The 16,192-nt window shown below is 66.5% G+C and carries 10 protein-coding genes; 3 read left to right on the plus strand and 7 right to left on the minus strand.

Features of this window, described 5'->3' with window-relative positions; genetic code table 11:
- Positions 1-96: 96 nt before the first annotated feature.
- Positions 97-1,278 (plus strand): acyltransferase, encoded by a 1,182-nt coding sequence (locus M9952_09290; GenBank protein ID MCO5313109.1) that lies wholly within the window; start codon positions 97-99, stop codon positions 1,276-1,278.
- 21 nt (positions 1,279-1,299) lie between these two features.
- Here the strand turns inward: M9952_09290 and M9952_09295 are convergent, their stop codons facing one another.
- From M9952_09295 to M9952_09305, 3 genes are all read right to left on the minus strand, one after another.
- On the minus strand, positions 1,300-4,152 hold the full coding sequence (locus tag M9952_09295) for an O-antigen ligase family protein (protein MCO5313110.1): 2,853 nt from the start codon (positions 4,150-4,152) through the stop codon (positions 1,300-1,302).
- Positions 4,153-4,233: 81 nt separating this feature from the next.
- The gene (locus M9952_09300) at positions 4,234-4,554 is read right to left on the minus strand and encodes a DUF4157 domain-containing protein (GenBank protein ID MCO5313111.1); all 321 of its coding nucleotides are present in this window, start codon (positions 4,552-4,554) and stop codon (positions 4,234-4,236) included.
- Positions 4,555-4,594: 40 nt separating this feature from the next.
- Positions 4,595-5,299: a tetratricopeptide repeat protein gene (locus tag M9952_09305; GenBank protein MCO5313112.1), complete on the minus strand. Its 705-nt coding sequence runs from the start codon at positions 5,297-5,299 to the stop codon at positions 4,595-4,597.
- Positions 5,300-5,398: 99 nt separating this feature from the next.
- On the opposite strand from M9952_09305, the gene M9952_09310 reads away from it, so the two are divergent.
- Positions 5,399-6,448 carry a phosphotransferase family protein gene (locus M9952_09310; GenBank protein MCO5313113.1) on the plus strand — a complete coding sequence of 350 codons (1,050 nt, stop codon included), beginning with the start codon at positions 5,399-5,401 and terminating at the stop codon, positions 6,446-6,448.
- A gap of 7 nt (positions 6,449-6,455) precedes the next feature.
- Entirely contained in the window at positions 6,456-7,319 is an 864-nt protein-coding gene (locus M9952_09315) for a PAC2 family protein (protein MCO5313114.1), read from the plus strand.
- A 77-nt stretch (positions 7,320-7,396) separates the two neighbouring features.
- Here the strand turns inward: M9952_09315 and M9952_09320 are convergent, their stop codons facing one another.
- The 4 genes from M9952_09320 to M9952_09335 all read right to left on the minus strand — a co-directional run bounded on the left by M9952_09320 (position 7,397) and on the right by M9952_09335 (position 16,147).
- Complete coding sequence (locus M9952_09320) at positions 7,397-9,190, minus strand: hypothetical protein (protein MCO5313115.1); 1,794 nt, start codon at positions 9,188-9,190, stop codon at positions 7,397-7,399.
- Positions 9,187-12,237, minus strand: a complete 3,051-nt coding sequence (locus M9952_09325) for an MFS transporter (protein MCO5313116.1) — start codon at positions 12,235-12,237, stop codon at positions 9,187-9,189. Before M9952_09325 ends, M9952_09320 begins: the two co-directional genes overlap by 4 nt.
- Positions 12,234-14,330 carry an ABC transporter permease gene (locus tag M9952_09330; protein MCO5313117.1) on the minus strand — a complete coding sequence of 699 codons (2,097 nt, stop codon included), beginning with the start codon at positions 14,328-14,330 and terminating at the stop codon, positions 12,234-12,236. The genes M9952_09325 and M9952_09330 overlap by 4 nt, the downstream gene beginning before the upstream one ends.
- 95 nt (positions 14,331-14,425) lie before the next feature.
- Positions 14,426-16,147 (minus strand): fatty acyl-AMP ligase, encoded by a 1,722-nt coding sequence (locus tag M9952_09335; protein ID MCO5313118.1) that lies wholly within the window; start codon positions 16,145-16,147, stop codon positions 14,426-14,428.
- Positions 16,148-16,192 lie beyond the last annotated feature (45 nt).

Below are 16,192 nucleotides of genomic sequence, written 5' to 3' on the forward strand. Positions count from 1 at the left end.
GGCAGCGATCCTCGCCAACACCGGGATCGAGCACGGGTCCTCTACACTTCGCCGAACGAAGTCGGGAGCACGACCGACGAATGAGAGGATGCATCGGTGGTCGTTTCGAATACGGCGCAAGTTCACGACGACGGCGCTGCGCTCCCCCGAATCACCTCACTCGACGGGGTCCGAGGCGTCGCCATCTTGTTGACCCTCGTGTTTCACAGTTTCGACAGCCGGCTGTCCTGGGCCGTGTTCGGCGAGCGCGGGGTCGACCTGTTCTTCGTGTTGTCGGGCTTCCTGATCACCGGGATCCTCATCGAAACCCGGGATCACCCGCGGTATTTCCGCAATTTCATCGCGCGTCGCGCGGTACGGATCTTCCCGCTGTACTACCTGTTTTTGGTGCTCATGCTCTTCGTAGCACCAGTGATCGTGAATCACCTACCGTCGTTCGTCACGGTGCCCGAGGAGTTCTTCGAGCTCCAGAACGGACCGGACGGACTGTGGACCGTGTGGGTCTACCTACAGAACTTCGTGCTCGGCCGCGGCCCACACCAGCTTCCGGGCCTCGGCCACCTGTGGTCCCTCGCCGTCGAGGAGCAGTTCTACCTGTTCTGGCCCGTCGTGATGTATTTCGTTCCCGCACCATCACGGCTGCGATGGTTCTGCATCGGGATCCTCGGCTCGATGACCTTGCGAACCGCCCTGCTGTGGGGCGGGGTGATCAACACCTACGGCGCCCGCGAATACACGTTCAACCGGCTCGACACCCTGCTCATCGGAGCGTGTGGTGCGCTGTACCTGCGCGACCCCAAGGCCCGGGAGTTCATCGGCACGATTCTCGGTTGGGTGGCCCGCCCGATCGTCATGGCCCCGATCCTGCTGATCGGGCTCATGCCCATCTGGACCGTGTCGGACGTGTTTCCGAACTTCGCGTACGGGCCGGGGCTCACGCTGCTCGCGTTGGTCTTTCTCCTGTACGTCGTTCGGGCGGCACAGGGCCAACTCGGGCCGCGGGTTGAACGGGCGACGAATTGGCCGTTCAACCTGGTGCTCGGCAAGTACAGCTACGCCATGTATCTGTTCCACTTCCCGATCGCCCACACCATGCAGTCGACGATGTCGAAACTCGGCGACCGGCTCGGACCCATCGGTCAACTCGTCGGAAGTGCCGTCAGTTTCGGGGTGACCCTCGGGGCGTCGCTCCTCATCGCCCGGATTACCTGGGTGCTCTGGGAGGAGCCGTGGCTCCGGTTCAAGAAGCGCTTCGCCTATCGGCCCATCGAGACCTGACCGGGCAGACCGCTCGCCGGGCTACTGATCGACGAGCAGCAGGCCCACGCGATCGTCGGCCGCGGCGACCAGCGAGTCGATCGTCAAGATGGCGTCATCGATCGGGGTCCACCCGTCGAGCACCGTCATCAACACGGCGTCGCAGTGCACGAGGGTGGGTTCCACGGTGACGGGACCCGGGACGCTGGGAAGGCTGACGATGACCAGCGCGTCCTCGGCGAGTTGGTCGACGAGTTCCGCAATTGTCGTCGACAACATCGAGACCTCATCGGAGGACACGCCGCGCCCTCCCACCGGCACCAGCGAAACCGGCGCGGCCGCAGACGCCACGAGCCGGGCGAACGATCGCGGCAACATCCGGCGTGCGATCGGCCGGGTCACCGAAGCCAGGTCCACCCCACCGCGGGCCACATCGACGATGCCCTGAGCACGACGGGCCCCCAGTTGACGGCTCAGGTTCGCGGAGGTTGCGTCGAGGTCCACGATCACGATGGGTCGACTCGACAGGTTCGACAACCCCAACGCACACCACAACGCCACCCGGCTCCGGAGCCCGTCGATGCCGGTCGAGGCAAACCCGACGATTCGCGGGTCGACCGGACAGGCGGAATCGATGAGATCGGCGGCGGTTCGATAATGCTCCTCGATATGGCGTTCACGGGCCAGCAACGGACGCGGCACCGCCGCCACCATCGTGAGCCCGAGTTGCCGCTCGAGGTCCTCGTCGGACCGGACGCGTTGGCGGGAATGCGCCGCGAGCGCCCAGACGAACACCAGCAGCGCCGCCAACGCCGCTCCGGTCAGCGCGTGGGTGACCACACGGGGCGTCGTCACCGTTTCCACCGGGGTGCGGTAGGGAACGAGATACAACGGCCCGTCGTAATCGGCCGGAAGATCTCGTGACAGCCTCAGGGTCCACACGTCGGTGATCACCACCGACCCCGACCGTGCGGCCTCGACGACCGCGTCCAACGAGGACACCAACACCGAACCGATGCGCCTCGTGGTCTGCTCATCCTTCGTGGTCGCCGTGATCGCGACGTTGGCTCCGAAGTTCGGGCGCGTGGGCACGACGGCCTGTGCGATCTCGTCGACGGTCAGGTCGACCCCGGATTGGCGAAGCACCTCGGCGTAATAGACCGAACTGCGTGTGAGGTTCAGCACGAACTGAATCCCGTCGTTGCTCGCGGTCAGCGGCTCCCCAGGCTGCGCATTCGCAAAGTCGGCGACGATCACCCGGGCCCGGCTGCTGTAGGTCGGCGAACCGAACATCGCCGTGATTCCGCCGGCCAACACGGCGCCGGCCACCACCGCGCCCACCATCACCCACCGCAGGGGGTAACGCAGCCGCAGGTCCATCGGGGCGGCGAATGCCCGCTCGCCGGCGTAGGGACGTTCGATCCCGGAATGCCGAGGCGAGACAAGGTTGCGCAGCGACCCCAGCCCGCTGTGGGACCGAACCCGGTCGACGCGGTCGGTGCTACGAGCGCGCACGTAGACCGCTCCGGCAACGCCGACGACCATCCACTGGAACTTCACGTTGTAGGTCGACCCGAAGGCCGCCGTCAGCGACAGCACGACCTGAGCCCCGATCAGGATCCACGCCCAATCCGCCCACTGGGTCTTGCGCATGTCCCACAGGTTCCGCACCACCGACGCGATCACGCCGAGGTAGAGCGCCAACCCGATGAAACCGAGATCGAGGATGATGGTCAGGTAGGTGTTGTGCGCTTCCAGGCCACCCGCCTGCCGGTTACGCAGCTGATTCGTGACGTCGAGCGAACCACCCGGCGCGGTCAACAACATGTCGAGCATGCGCGTTCGGAACGCGCTGATCGAATGGCCGTTGATCGGACGCTGTTGAATCGAGTGAATCGCCGCGTTCCACAGGTCGATTCGCCCGGCACCCGCATCGCCCAGGAATCCCCCGATCGAGTACCGGTCGGGGTTCCACCAGGCGGCCAACAGCCAGCCGACGATGACCAACGCCCCGCCACCGAACATCGACCGGACGCGCTGGCGTTTCGGCAGACCGGGCAAGGTGAGTGCCAGATACAACATCATGGCGACCATCGCGACCATGCCGGCTCGCGAACCGGTCGTGACCAGCGCCACGGAGAACAAGAACGCGGCCACCAGGTAGCCGAGGCGTGCACGCCGGCTTTGCGCGCGACGCGAAAACAGAAACGCTACGGCGACGGCGAGAATCAGCAGGCGCGCGTAGTGATTGGCGTTGCCCGAGAATCCGACGATCCGGTTCTCGAGGCCGTATTCCTCCTGGACCTCCTCGACCTTGTTGTAAAAGAAGTACGAGATGATCGCGATCGGAACTCCGCTCCACACCCACGCCTTCATGCTGCGGGCGAAGTGGGCCTCATCCTCGACGAACGCCAACAGGATGATCGCGTAGATGAACCCGAGCGTGAGTTCGGAGATGCCGACGAGCCACGTTCCCGTCTCCGCCGCCCAGAACCCGCTGGCGAAGGCCCAGATGAAGAACGCCGCCGGCCACGCCCACGCGCGCGGCGCGAGCATCGGTGGGCGCCACGGCGAGGACATGATGCGCGCGGCCAGCACCACCACGGTCAACCCGGCGACGAGACGGCCGGTTCGAAGCGGACCGACTCCGACCGAGTCGAACCACATGGTGATGATCGAGATCTCCACCACGATCGCCGGGCGGCTGAACACGAGCGCGAACCCGGCGACGACGACGAGGGCGCCACCGACGATGATCAGCGCAAAGGTGTTGGTGCTGAGCGCCGCGATGGCGCCGATCCCGGCGAGTGCAGCGACGATTTCGACGGCGACGCCGTAGGCTTTCGGGACATCGCGATCGCCGACCGGCGCCGGAAGTCGCAATGGAAATGCCATTTCTCCCCTACCCGCCCTCTGCGGTGCCGTTGAGCCTGCGATGTGACCTGACCACGTTAGCGGTCGCGGTGGTTGAAACGGTCATCGTGGGCCGGTCGACGACATGCGTTGCGCTCCCCATTCCGCCTCGATTTCAAGCGGAATGCGGCGGTACGCGTCCCAATGGCCATAGCCGCGCCACCGACCCCGCAAATACGCGCCGAGGTACCGCACCGCGAAACGGACGACGCCGTGTTCCTGCCACTGGCGCACGTGGATGAGTTCGTGACGCAACAGATGTTCGTTGCCGGAACCGCGGGGCCGCATCAGGATGTGCCGACCGAAGGTGATGGCGGTTGCGCCGCGCGGTACCGGCGCTCCGAGCCACACCGTGTACCCCTCGCCCGATTCGCGTCGAATCACTTGAGGCTCCGAGTCGAGATCGCGTTGCCGCCGATGGCCATCAGTACAGCCGCGCCGTCAGCTTTCGGCGGAAATCGCCCACCCGTTCGTCGTCGCCGAGCAGTTCCAACAGGTCGATGTAACGCTGCCGGGCAGCATCGTCGGTCTTGACGCGGTCGAGCAACTGAGCGAGTTCCAATTCGACATCGATACCGGCCGCGTCGATCTGCCCCGTTCGAATCTGCGCCCGAATTCGACGAACCTCCGCATCCTCGGGAATTGCCGCCAACAGCGCCTCGGCCTCTTCACCCCGACCCCCGATCACCAGCAGTTCCGCCAACGCGACCACGACGCGCTCATTCGTCGGTTCGAGTTCGAGCGCCGCTCGCAGCGAGGCTTCGTCGCCGATCGAGTAGAGCCGCTCCACCTCGTTCTGCTCGGCGGTGGGCACCAACTTGGCCACGAACTCGCGCACGAACGCTTCGGACTGGGCGCCGAGGAACGAATCGACGATCTGTTGCTGGTCCATCGCGAACACCGCGGGGATCGACTTCACCTGGAACGCGTTGGCGACCTGTGGATTCGCGTCGACGTCGACCTTGGCGAATTCCACCGCGCCGTCGGTCTCCGCGATCACCGCCTCAAGGATGGGCCCGAGCGTCTTGCACGGCTGACACCATGAAGCCCACAGGTCGACCACCACGGGAACCTGCATCGAGCGTGCGAGCACGAGGTCGGAAAACGTTGCATCGGTCACCTCAACCATGGGGTCATCGTAGCGATCGGTCCGAGCCCCTTCGGCCGCGCCCTGGGCGAGACAGCACTAGGTTGTGACGACCACGAATCGGCCATGAAAGGGACTTCGGTGACGAACGAGACGGCCCCCAGCGGCATCCACATCGACCGGGTCACCGAGTGGATGAGCGCTCGGATTCCACAGCTCGCGGCACCGCTGCAGTTCTCCCTCATCACCGGTGGCCTGTCCAACCTCACCTACTCCGTCGCCGACCGTGACGGCCGCCGCTGGGTGCTGCGACGGCCACCGCTCGGCCAGGTGCTCGCCACCGCGCACGACATGGGCAGAGAGTTCCGCATCATGAACGCGCTGCAATCCAGCGCGGTTCCGGTGCCGAGTCTGGTGGGGTTCGAATCCGACCCGTCGGTCAACGACGCCCCGTTCTACGTGATGGACTTCGTCGACGGAACGGTCGTGCGAGACGCCGAGGTCGCCCAACGGCTCGGAACCGTCGAACGACGGCGGGCCTCGGAGTCTCTGGTCGATGTGCTCGCGGCCATCCACGAGGTCGACGTCGAGGCGGTCGGGCTCGGCGATCTCGGCCGCCACGACGGCTATCTCGAACGACAACTCAAGCGCTGGTATCAGCAATACCAGGGGTCGAAGGAACAGAACCCGGCCGTCGACCTGCCGATCGTCGATCAGGTACACGACCTGTTGGCGGCGCGCATTCCGCCGCAGCAGGGCACCTCGATCGTGCATGGCGACTACCGGCTCGACAACTGCATGATCGGCGCCGATGGTTCGGTCGTCGCCGTGCTCGACTGGGAGATCTGCACGCTCGGAGATCCGCTCGCCGACCTCGGACTGCTGTGTGTGTACTGGACCGACCCCGGTTCGACGCCAGCGCTTCCCCAGGCGTCGCCGACCGCGCTCGACGGGTTCATGACCACCGCCGAGGTGTGCCGGCGATACGCGGAGGTGTCGGGTCGAGACCTGAGCCACATCGACACCTACATCGCGTTCGGATACTGGAAGCTCACCTGCATCATGGCCGGGGTGTGGTCGCGGTACGCGGCGGGTGCTCTGGGCGAAACCGATCAGCATCAGGCCGACGGGTTCGCGAACATGGTGACAAGCCTTGCGGCGCTCACCGCAGAGGCTGCCGAGAAAGTGTGATCCCCTCATGACCGAACTCGTCGAACTCCATTCCCACCCGCAGCTGTCCAACCCGACGCTCATCGTCGCGCTCGAAGGGTGGATCGATGCCGGCAACGCCGCTGCCGCGGCGATGACCTCCATCCTCGACAACACCGACACCGAACTCGTCGCCACCTTCGATTCCGACGAATTGCTCGACCAGCGGGCGCGACGCCCGATCATGTCGATCGTCGACGGGCACATGAACGAACTGACCTGGCCGGCCACCGAGTTGCGAGCTGGCATCGACGAGTCGGGCAACCACGTCTTGTTGTTGATCGGGGCCGAACCCGATCACCGCTGGGGCGCGTTCTGCCAGGAGGTCGTGTCGCTGGCCCTCGATCTCGAGGTTCAGCAGATCATCGGCCTCGGTGCCTACCCCGCCCCGGTTCCCCACACCCGCACGACGATGTTGTCGTTGACGTCGCCGTCCTCATCGATCGTCGAGGCCCACCACGGTTTCGTCAGCGGAACGGTCGAGGTTCCGGCAGGCGTCCAGGCCGCCATCGAGATGCACGCCCACGATGCCGGAATTTCCGCCCTGGCGTTGTGGGCCCAGGTGCCGCATTACATCAGTGCGATGACCTACTCGGCCGGTTCGCTGGCACTGATCGAGGGCCTCGCCCGGGTCGGCGGCCTCACGTTTCCGACGGCGGAACTCGCCATCGAGGCCGCGTCGACCCGCGAGCGGCTCGACGAACTCGTCGCAGGGAACCCCCAGCACGAGGCGATGCTGCGCCAGCTTGAGGAGGCGGCCGATTCGATGCCGCTGACCAACCAACTCGGCCCCCTCCCCTCCGGCGACGAAATCGCCGACGAATTTGAACGCTTCCTGCGGGAGCAGGGATAACAAAACTGCCTGCGGGAGCAGGGCTAACAAAACTGCCTGCGGGAGCAGGGATAACAAAACTGCCTGCGGGAGCAGGGCTAGCGGAGCGGTTCGTAGTCGGGCATCTCGGTTCCGGCGGGCGCCCGGTCATAGCTCATCACGGTGCCTGCAGGATCGAACAGCGCCGAGCGCCCCGGGCTCCATTGCCCCGGCAGGGTACGAGCGCCACCGTCGACATAACGCCAATGTCCTTTGGCCTCGCGCCCCAACTCGTTCACCTCGGTGGCGTTCGGGTCCCACCACATCTCCACCATGTCGTCGAGCGCTGAGTAGTCGGTGACGGTGAAGAATCCACGGTCGCCGAACGACACCTGGGGGTTCACCGGAGAGCTGTCGTAGACCCGACCGGAGAACAGCACGTCCTCGAAGGCCTGCGGCTCGACGTCGGGTCCGATGCCTTGAATTGCCCCGAACAGCACCTGCAGCGGACCGGTGATGAGCGCAACCGACTGCGACGGGGCGGGTTCGCCGAAGAACCACTCGTACAAGAACGCCGCACCGGCGGTACCCGGCCGGACCGGCACGAACAGTGGGCTCACGCCGAATGCATGTGCCCACTGGGTCTGGTCGTAGGTCTGGGAGAACAGCGACGTGTCGACAAGGCTGGAGGCACCCAGAATCCACTCCGGGAAGTACTCCTGTTGGGTGGCGATCTGGGTGAGCGCCTGCGGGGCGAGCGGATCGCCGCTGAAGATCACCGAGGTGACCCCCGCCTCCTTGAGCGCGGTGATGATGTCCTTGCCGGTCGCGGCCAGATCCGTGGGCGACTCATAGGTTTGAATCGTCGCCAACTCGACCCCTCCGGCCCGAAGGGTGTCGACGAAGTAGGCCTCGAGTTGCGACGACGACTCGCTCGAATCGACGCGGACGAGACCGAAGACGCGATCGCGTCGGTGCAGTGCCTCGTCGCCGGCGAATTCTGCGGGTCTGCCGGCGACGCGTTTGATGAGGTATTCGGCCACCATGTCGAGGGCCTGGGTGGCATTTGGCATCACGTCCCAGACGTACGGGGCGCGTTCCACATACCACTCGGCCGGCTGCAGCGGCGTGCACGAGATACAGATCACCTTGTTGCGAGCCAGCGTGTCGGCGAAGGCGTTGGTCAGATTCGGACCACCGATGACGGCGAATGGTGCGAGATCACGGGCGATCGTCTCGGCGTCGGCCATCGCCGCGGCCGAGTCGCTGATCGGCCCGGTGGCCTCATAACGCTGCAACGTCACCGTGCGCCCGTAAGTTTCGTAGTACCGCCCGAAGATCTCGGCGTACCCCTCGAAGCTGGCGAAATTCTGATCGGGCGAGTCGTTCACCCCAACCTGCGCGTAGACGTAGTTGAGTACCGGGTCGTCGGCCTGGGGCGTGTAAATCACCACCTTGATCTCATCGGCGGTGACCCCGGAGGTCGTCGGTCCGCCGTTGTCCCCGTCGAACGGTTTGAAACACTCCTGCTGAGGCCACAACGGCAACTTGAGCCTGCCGATATCGGTGTCGCAGCGATCCCCCCAGTCGATGTCGTCGGCCCGTCCTTCGGCCTCGGCGACCGAGTACATGTCGACCCCCTCGCGAAGCGACACCGGTTCAGCCTCGTGCGTCGTCGAAGAACCGGTCGTCGACGACGCAGGGGTCGACGTCTCGTCCTCGGAACCCGACGTGACGACAATGGCCACCAGCACCGCGACCAACAACAGGGCGACCCCCCAGATCGGCCCGAACTTGCGCAGGGGGTTGGCCGGCGGCGGTGCGCTCGGCCGCAGCGCCGCCGCAGCGGGCGTCGGGTCGGGCATCGGGGCGGACGTCGGCTCGGAGGCAGCGCCCTCGGGCGGTTCAGTCATGGGGTGTTCCCTTCATCAAACGATGCTCCTCGGTGCGTCGACGACGCGACGACCCCGGAGCGGGCGATCGCCGCTGGGGACGAGCCGAGGTAGGAGGTGACGACGCGTTCGTCCGCGAGCACCACCGCCGGGTCGCCCGACGCGATCACCGCGCCGGATTCGAGGGCCACGAGGCGGTCGGCGATCGAGGCCAGCAGCACCATGTCGTGTTCGACCACGACGATGGCGCACCCCAACTCGTCGCGCAGCCGGCGAACGAGCGGGCCGAGGGCCTCCGATTCACGCTGAGCGATCCCGCTGGAGGGTTCGTCCAGCAGCAACACCGCCGGCGAGTGGGCCACCGCGCAGGCCAGGTCGACGACCCGCCTCGAACCGGTCGAGAGTTCGCCGATGAATCGATGCCGCAACGACCCGAGGTCGAACAGCTCGATCAACTCGTCCACCCGCGCCGCCACCGCCTTCTCCGAGTCGTACAGCGCAGGGGTCCGCATCATGGCACTGATCGGATCGGTGACCGCCACCCAACGTTCGAGGGACACCGCGATGGTCTCGGCCACGGTGAGCGTGCGAAACAGCGCCGCGTCCTGGAACGAACGTCCGAGCCCGGCACGCGCCCGTTCGTGAGGTGGAACCCGGGTGACGTCCCAGTCGCCCAACATGACCCGTCCACCGTCGGCGTTGAGGTACCCGCAGATCAGATCGAACAGGGTGGTCTTACCCGCTCCGTTCGCCCCGATCACCCCGACGATCTCGCGTTCATTCACGGTGAGATTCACCGCGTCGACGGCGCGGACGCCGCCGAAGGACACCGACAGATCCATCGTTTCGAGCACCGGTGGAGCGAGGGGATGGCGGAGATGGTGGCCGGCGGTTTGATGCACGACAGGGTGTGTCGCAGTCCGGCTGGTCGCGGCGTTGGCCGCCTTGCCGAGGAACACCGAACGCAACAGGTCGGGACGCTCGAGCAGCTCGGCGGTCGGACCCGAGAAGTGGATCTCGCCCTTCTCCATGAAGAACGCCGTGTCCGCGAGGGTGAGTGCAACGTTGACCGATTGCTCGACGAGGATGATCGTCGTTCCCTCCGCAGCCACCTGACGAACGAGCTTCGCCAACTGCTCCACCACCACCGGGGCGAGGCCGAGCGACAGCTCGTCGATCATCAACAGCTTCGGGGCCCCGATCAGGTTCATCGCCAACGCGAGCATCTGCTGTTGGCCACCCGACAAGTCGCCTGCCGGCGACTCCAGCCTGTTCGCCAGCGAGGGAAACGCTGCCAGCGCCTGATCGATCGCGGCCCGTGTCGCGACGCGGTCGCGCCGGTGCAGCCAGGCCGCGGCGCGCAGGTTCTCCGCAACGGTCAACGGGGCAAACACCCCATGTCCGCCCGGCATCTGGCCCACACCGAACGTGGCGATCTCATGGGGTGGAGCGTGGGTGATGTCGCGGCCATCGAAGATGACCGCGCCGTAGTCGGCCTCGGCGATGCCCGAGATCGCCTTGAGCAATGTCGACTTGCCGGCACCGTTGGTTCCCAACAACGCCACCACGTCTCCCTCATCGACGCCGAAGGAGACGTCGAACAGGATCTGCACGTTGTCGTAGGACACGTTGAGATGATCGACGACCAGCAGCTTGGAACGCCCTTCGCGCCGTTCGATCAGGGCGCGACTTCGGGCGGCGCTCGAGTTCCACACGTCCGCGATGTCGCGGTTGATGGAGGTGGCGACGCTCGAGATCATGACCCCGCCAACCACCAGGATCGGGGTGATCACCAGCATTCCCCAGCGGATCCCGACGTTGTCGGACAGCCATCCGATCAGCGGCACAAAGGCGAGTCCCGGAATCGCCCAGTACGACGCAACGGAAAACCCGACCGACCGTGCCCTCGCAGGAATCGCCAACGACAACGCCGACAGCACGCCCGGCAGCAGAATCGCCAGACACGAGGTCAAGCCGATGTTCGCGATGATCGTGACGACGATGTTGGGCGACCAGGCGAACAACGCGGCCCAGGCCCCGCTCACGAACGCGACCTTGCGCAGGAACCGGAAAATCAGGGCGGGGTCGCGCATGACGAGGCGCACGCCGACCCGGCCACCGATCGCGAGCCCGATGAGCTGCATCGGTTCGACGAGCGCGGCGACGACTCCTCGTTGCAGGTCGTCGTAGCCGTAGACCCGTTCGTAGAGCAGCCCGGCGAGTGAGACGAACCCGATGATCGACACGGCGAGAAACGGGATGGCATACCAGATCCGCCGCAGTGACTCGATCTTCCACACCGTGCGCCACGCCTCACCGAAACTGGCGTCGGGTTCCTCGGTGGCGATCGCCTCCGCACTCTCCCCCGCCGCAGCCCGCTCGTGCGCACCGCGGATCGGCTCCCGCAGGCGCAGCGCCAACACGACGAACAGCGCTGTCGGAAGGGCGAACACGAAGAACGGAACCCGCCAGCTGAAGTAGTGGGCCAACACCCCGGCGGTGAGTGGCCCGACGAATTGGCCGACCGCGTTGGCCGCACGGTGAAACGAAAACACCGCCGGGCGTCGCTCGATCGCGAAGTAATCCGACAGCAGGGCCGAATGCGTCGGGTCGACCACCGCCCGGCCGATGCCAGCACCCGATCGGATCAGCACCAGCGCCCACACCGTCGTGGCCATCCCGGTGGCGAACGAGAACACCCCCCAGGCGATCCCGCCGGCGATGGCGAGACGAACCCGACTGCCGCGATCGGCCAGGATGGCGATCGGCAACTGCAACAGCAGCGCTCCCAGCGTCGTCAATGCCACGAGCGACAAGATGCCGGTGTCGGACATGTTGAAGTGGTCGCGAATCGTCGGCAACAAGATGCCGAACCCCGTGCGGTCGAGTTCGTCCACCGCATTGAGTCCGAACAACACGACGAGTGCGAACGCCGGGCCGTCGCCGGCGACCTGTCGCAGCGACTCGACCGGGTGACGCAGCGTCGCCCACCAACGCCTCGGGCTGAACATCCCTTCGACGTAGGGGGCCATCGCCTCGCGGCTGGAGCGAAGTGCAGCGGCGCTCACGCGATCACCCCTTCGGGTGCGACGAAGACCGACTCCGGCGCCTCGTGGTGGAACCCGTCGGGCCACTCGGCTCGCGACAGGCGCGACGGGGTCGGATCATCGCTCGGTTCGACGCGATCGCGCTCGTCGACCGGCCTGCCGATCAGCGCCGCGATGAGCTGGTTGCGGGCACGCGTCCACACCCCGACGAGGCCGTCGGGCACCATCAACAGCACCATCAGCACCCCCGCCGACGACGCAAGCATCTGCCAGTTGCCGGGCAGCACCCATTGGGCGCCGCGCAGGTAGACCGCGCCCAGCACCGCTCCGAGCGGACTCGCCAGGCCGCCGACCACCGCCGCGACGAACACCGCCACCCCGGCGTTGACGTCGAACAGGTCCGCTCGAAACGCCCCCTGTTGCAGCGTCAACAGCGATCCGCCGACCGCGGCCAACGCCCCCGAGATCCCGAACGCGGCCAGCTTGGCCGCCACCACACCCGTCCCAAAGGACATCGCGGCGCGTTCGTTGTCGCGCTGGGCGATGAGCACGCGACCGAATCTGCTCGCCCGCAGCCCCCGAACCGCCAACCCCGCCGCCACCGCCACGGCCACTGCCAGGTAGTAGAGCCGCGCCGGCGAGTCGATCGACCACCGCCCGGCCAACGCGGGTCGCGAGAACCCTGCGGTGGGGATCCACTCGCCGATCCCGTTCGAAAACACCGCCCCCGATGCCGCCACGGCCAGCGCAAGGGTCACGACCGCGAGATGCAGTCCGCGCAGCCGCAGCGCCGGCACCCCGATCACCACCGCCACCGCCGCTCCGCACACCGCCGCCAACACCATCGCGACCACCGGGTCGAGGCTGCGATCCACGATGGCCCAGGCGCTGACTGCGGCGCCGATTCCGGCGAAGGTCATCTGCCCGAGCGACACCTGTCCGGCCCACCCGGACAACACGACCATCGACAGCCCGATGATGGCGAAGATCACGACCGCCGAGGCCTTGAGCGTGCCTGCGGTCCCCATCATCGACGGCACGGCGAGCACCAGCATCGCCACCACGACGCCGATTCCCCACCGCAGTGCCCGAACCCGGCGGTCCGCAGCGATACGGCCACGGAGTCGATGCGGCTCGGCACCGATGCTCAACGCGGAGGGTCCGGCACCGGCGCGGCCTTCGCTACGGCGTTGCATCAACAGGGCGATGACCACCACCGCCAACAGCACCGGTCCCACCCAGGCGCCGTCGCCGGATCGTTCCATGCCGGTCTGCAAGATGCCGAGGGCGATCGAACTCGCGGCAATCGCTCCGAGGTTCACCATGTTGCCCAGCACCATGGCGGCCAGCGCTCGAAGCAGGATCGTCCAGCTCATGACACCGCCCGGAGGTAATCCGGTGATTCCGGCCTGCAGGAACACGGCGAGAAACGACATCGCTGCTGCGCCGGCCCACACCTCGGTCTGCAATCGCAACACGGCGATACCCAGCATCGATGCCCGCTGATGGTTCGCCGCGCTCGCCCGCAGCGCGACGCCGGTATTGGTGAACCTCAGCATTGCCCACAACGCCACCATCACCGTCGGGGCGACCACCGCCGCGATGAGGTCGTTGGCGTCGAAAACCACCGCCCCGAGTTGCCAGCGCACATCAAACGGAGCGTCATAGGTGCGAATCTTCGGTGCCAGGTTCCAGATCATCGGGAAGCTGACCGACGCAAACAACAACAGCTGGGCGACCCCGATCGTCGCGACCGTTCCCAGCAGCGGGGGCGCGGCGAAGAAGCGTCGCACGAAGAGAAACTCCACCACGGTCCCCACCACGAGCGCGACGAACAGGCCTCCGACCAGCGACATCCAGTAGGTGAATCCCCAGACCTCCATGACGACGATCGCCATCGTCGCCGGCAGCGCGCCGAGTTCGGCCTGGGCGAAACTCACGGTGTTGTTCGCCCGGAAGATCACCGCCATACCCAACGCGATCATGGCGCCGAGACCACCCATGATCGCCCCCGAAACGGCCATTCCCGCCGACATCGGCCACAGGAACACCTGCAGCACAACGATGCCCAACGCAGGAACATAGGGACGCAACGCCGTCCAGGTTCTCTCCATCTCGCACCCCTCCGATCCAACCTCCCCCCGAAGGTGTGCACGGATCGTGTCGGGCACTGTACCGGTTCGGCCCGGCCACGCGGCGCTTTGTGCGACTACCCGAGGCGTTCGAGCGTGCCGTCTCGATACTCGTGTCGGCACTGCGAACGCTGAAGCTTGCCCGAGGAGGTCTTGGCGATCGTGCCTGGCTTGACCAGTACGACCTCCCGTGGCGGCACCCCGACCTCGGCGACCACCGCTCGCGAAACGGCCTTGGCCAGGCCGACAGTATCGTCGGTGCGAGCCTCGGCAACCACGACGATGTGCTGTGACGAGTTCGAGTCGTCGACCCCGAAGGCGATCGCGTTGCCGGTCCGTATGCCCTCGACCCCGCCCACGGCGGCCTCGATGTCTTGGGGGTAGATGTTGCGGCCGCCGACGATGATGACGTCCTTGATCCGACCGCAGACGACCAGTTCGCCGTCGGCGACGTAGGCGAGATCGCCCGTGTGCAGCCAGTCGCCGTCGAAGAGTTCCGCGGTCGCCTCGGGATTTTCGTAGTACCCCGGGGTCAGCGAGGTGCCCGCGAGTTGCAGCTCGCCGACCCGGCGCTCGTCGAGTTCCTCACCGGTGTCGACATCGACGATGCGCATGCGCATGCCGCGCACCGGGGTGCCGAGACGAGCGAGCTCGCGGGTCGCCACCTCGCCGCCGAGCACCGCCGGCACCGCCCGACGGTCGGTTTCGAGCGCGTCCGCCTCCACGACATCGGTGCGCAGGCCCGTGAACGGGTGCGGAAACGTTGCGGCGATGCACACCTCCGCCATCCCGAAGGCGGGAAAGGCCGCGTTCGGATCGAGGCCGAACACCGCGGCCGCGTCGAGAAACCCGCGATAGGTCGGGGCGTCGATCGGCTCGGCTCCGGACAGCAGAAAGCGGATGCGCGACAGGTCGAGGCCCTCGGCGCGTTTGAGCGACCGGGTGGCGAGCGCGTACGCGAAGTTCGGCCCGGCGGTGATCGTGCCGCGAAAGTCGTGCATCCACCGCAGCCACCGCGCCGGCTTGGACAAGAAATCCTGGGGGGCGGCATGGACGAGTTCGGTGCCCGTGGTCATCGGGATCGTGCACAGCCCGATCAGACCCATGTCGTGGTAGAGCGGCAACCAGGACACCACGATGTCGTCGAGGGTGAACCGCGCCCGTTCGGCCGCAGCGTCCATGTTGGCGCACAGCTGCCGGTGGGTGATCATCACCCCCTTCGGCTCCGAGGTCGATCCGCTGGTGAACTGCAACAGTGCGAGGGCATCGGGGTCGGGTGTCGGGGGCTTCCAGTCGGCGGCGCTCAACCCGGTCGGCGCGGCCCGCAGATCGTCGTAGCCGACGAAGGCCGGGTCGCCCTCCTGCGGTTCGAGGAAGGCCGCCAGTTGGGGGTCGAGCACCACCAACGACACCTTCGCGAACTCGATGCGGGCACGGGTCTGAGCGATGAACCCCTCGACGCTCGCCATGCGCATCGGCAACGGCAACATCACCAACACTCCCCCCGCCAGCCACACCGCCTGGATGGTGACGAGGAGGTCGCGGGTCGTCGGCCCCATGATGGCGACGTGGGTTCCCTCGCTCACGCCGCGGGCCTGCAGTGCGGCCGCAAACTCCTTGGCGGTCTCGTGCAACTCGGCCCACGATGTCGTCACGTGGGTGTCGCCGTCGATGACGGTGATGTTCTTCCCCTTGGTCGCAGCGACCTCAAGTCGCTCGGCGACGGTAAGGATTTTCGGGTCGAACGGAACATCGCTCCGAAACGGCGTCGTCGATTCGGGCGCCTCGGTCACGAACACGGGTACCTCCGCGGTGTTGTTGCATCTGGCCGTTGCGGCCGACCT

Source organism: Microthrixaceae bacterium (assembly GCA_023957975.1).
GTDB lineage: Bacteria > Actinomycetota > Acidimicrobiia > Acidimicrobiales > Microtrichaceae > JAMLGM01.

Excerpts from the sequence above, each read along its gene's own strand:
- M9952_09295 (MCO5313110.1), bottom strand. The coding sequence starts at position 4,152 with ATGGCATTTCCATTGCGACTTCCGGCGCCGGTCGGCGATCGCGATGTC.
- M9952_09305 (MCO5313112.1), bottom strand. The coding sequence starts at position 5,299 with ATGGTTGAGGTGACCGATGCAACGTTTTCCGACCTCGTGCTCGCACGC.
- M9952_09315 (MCO5313114.1), top strand. The coding sequence starts at position 6,456 with ATGACCGAACTCGTCGAACTCCATTCCCACCCGCAGCTGTCCAACCCG.
- M9952_09320 (MCO5313115.1), bottom strand. The coding sequence starts at position 9,190 with ATGACTGAACCGCCCGAGGGCGCTGCCTCCGAGCCGACGTCCGCCCCG.
- M9952_09330 (MCO5313117.1), bottom strand. The coding sequence starts at position 14,330 with ATGGAGAGAACCTGGACGGCGTTGCGTCCCTATGTTCCTGCGTTGGGC.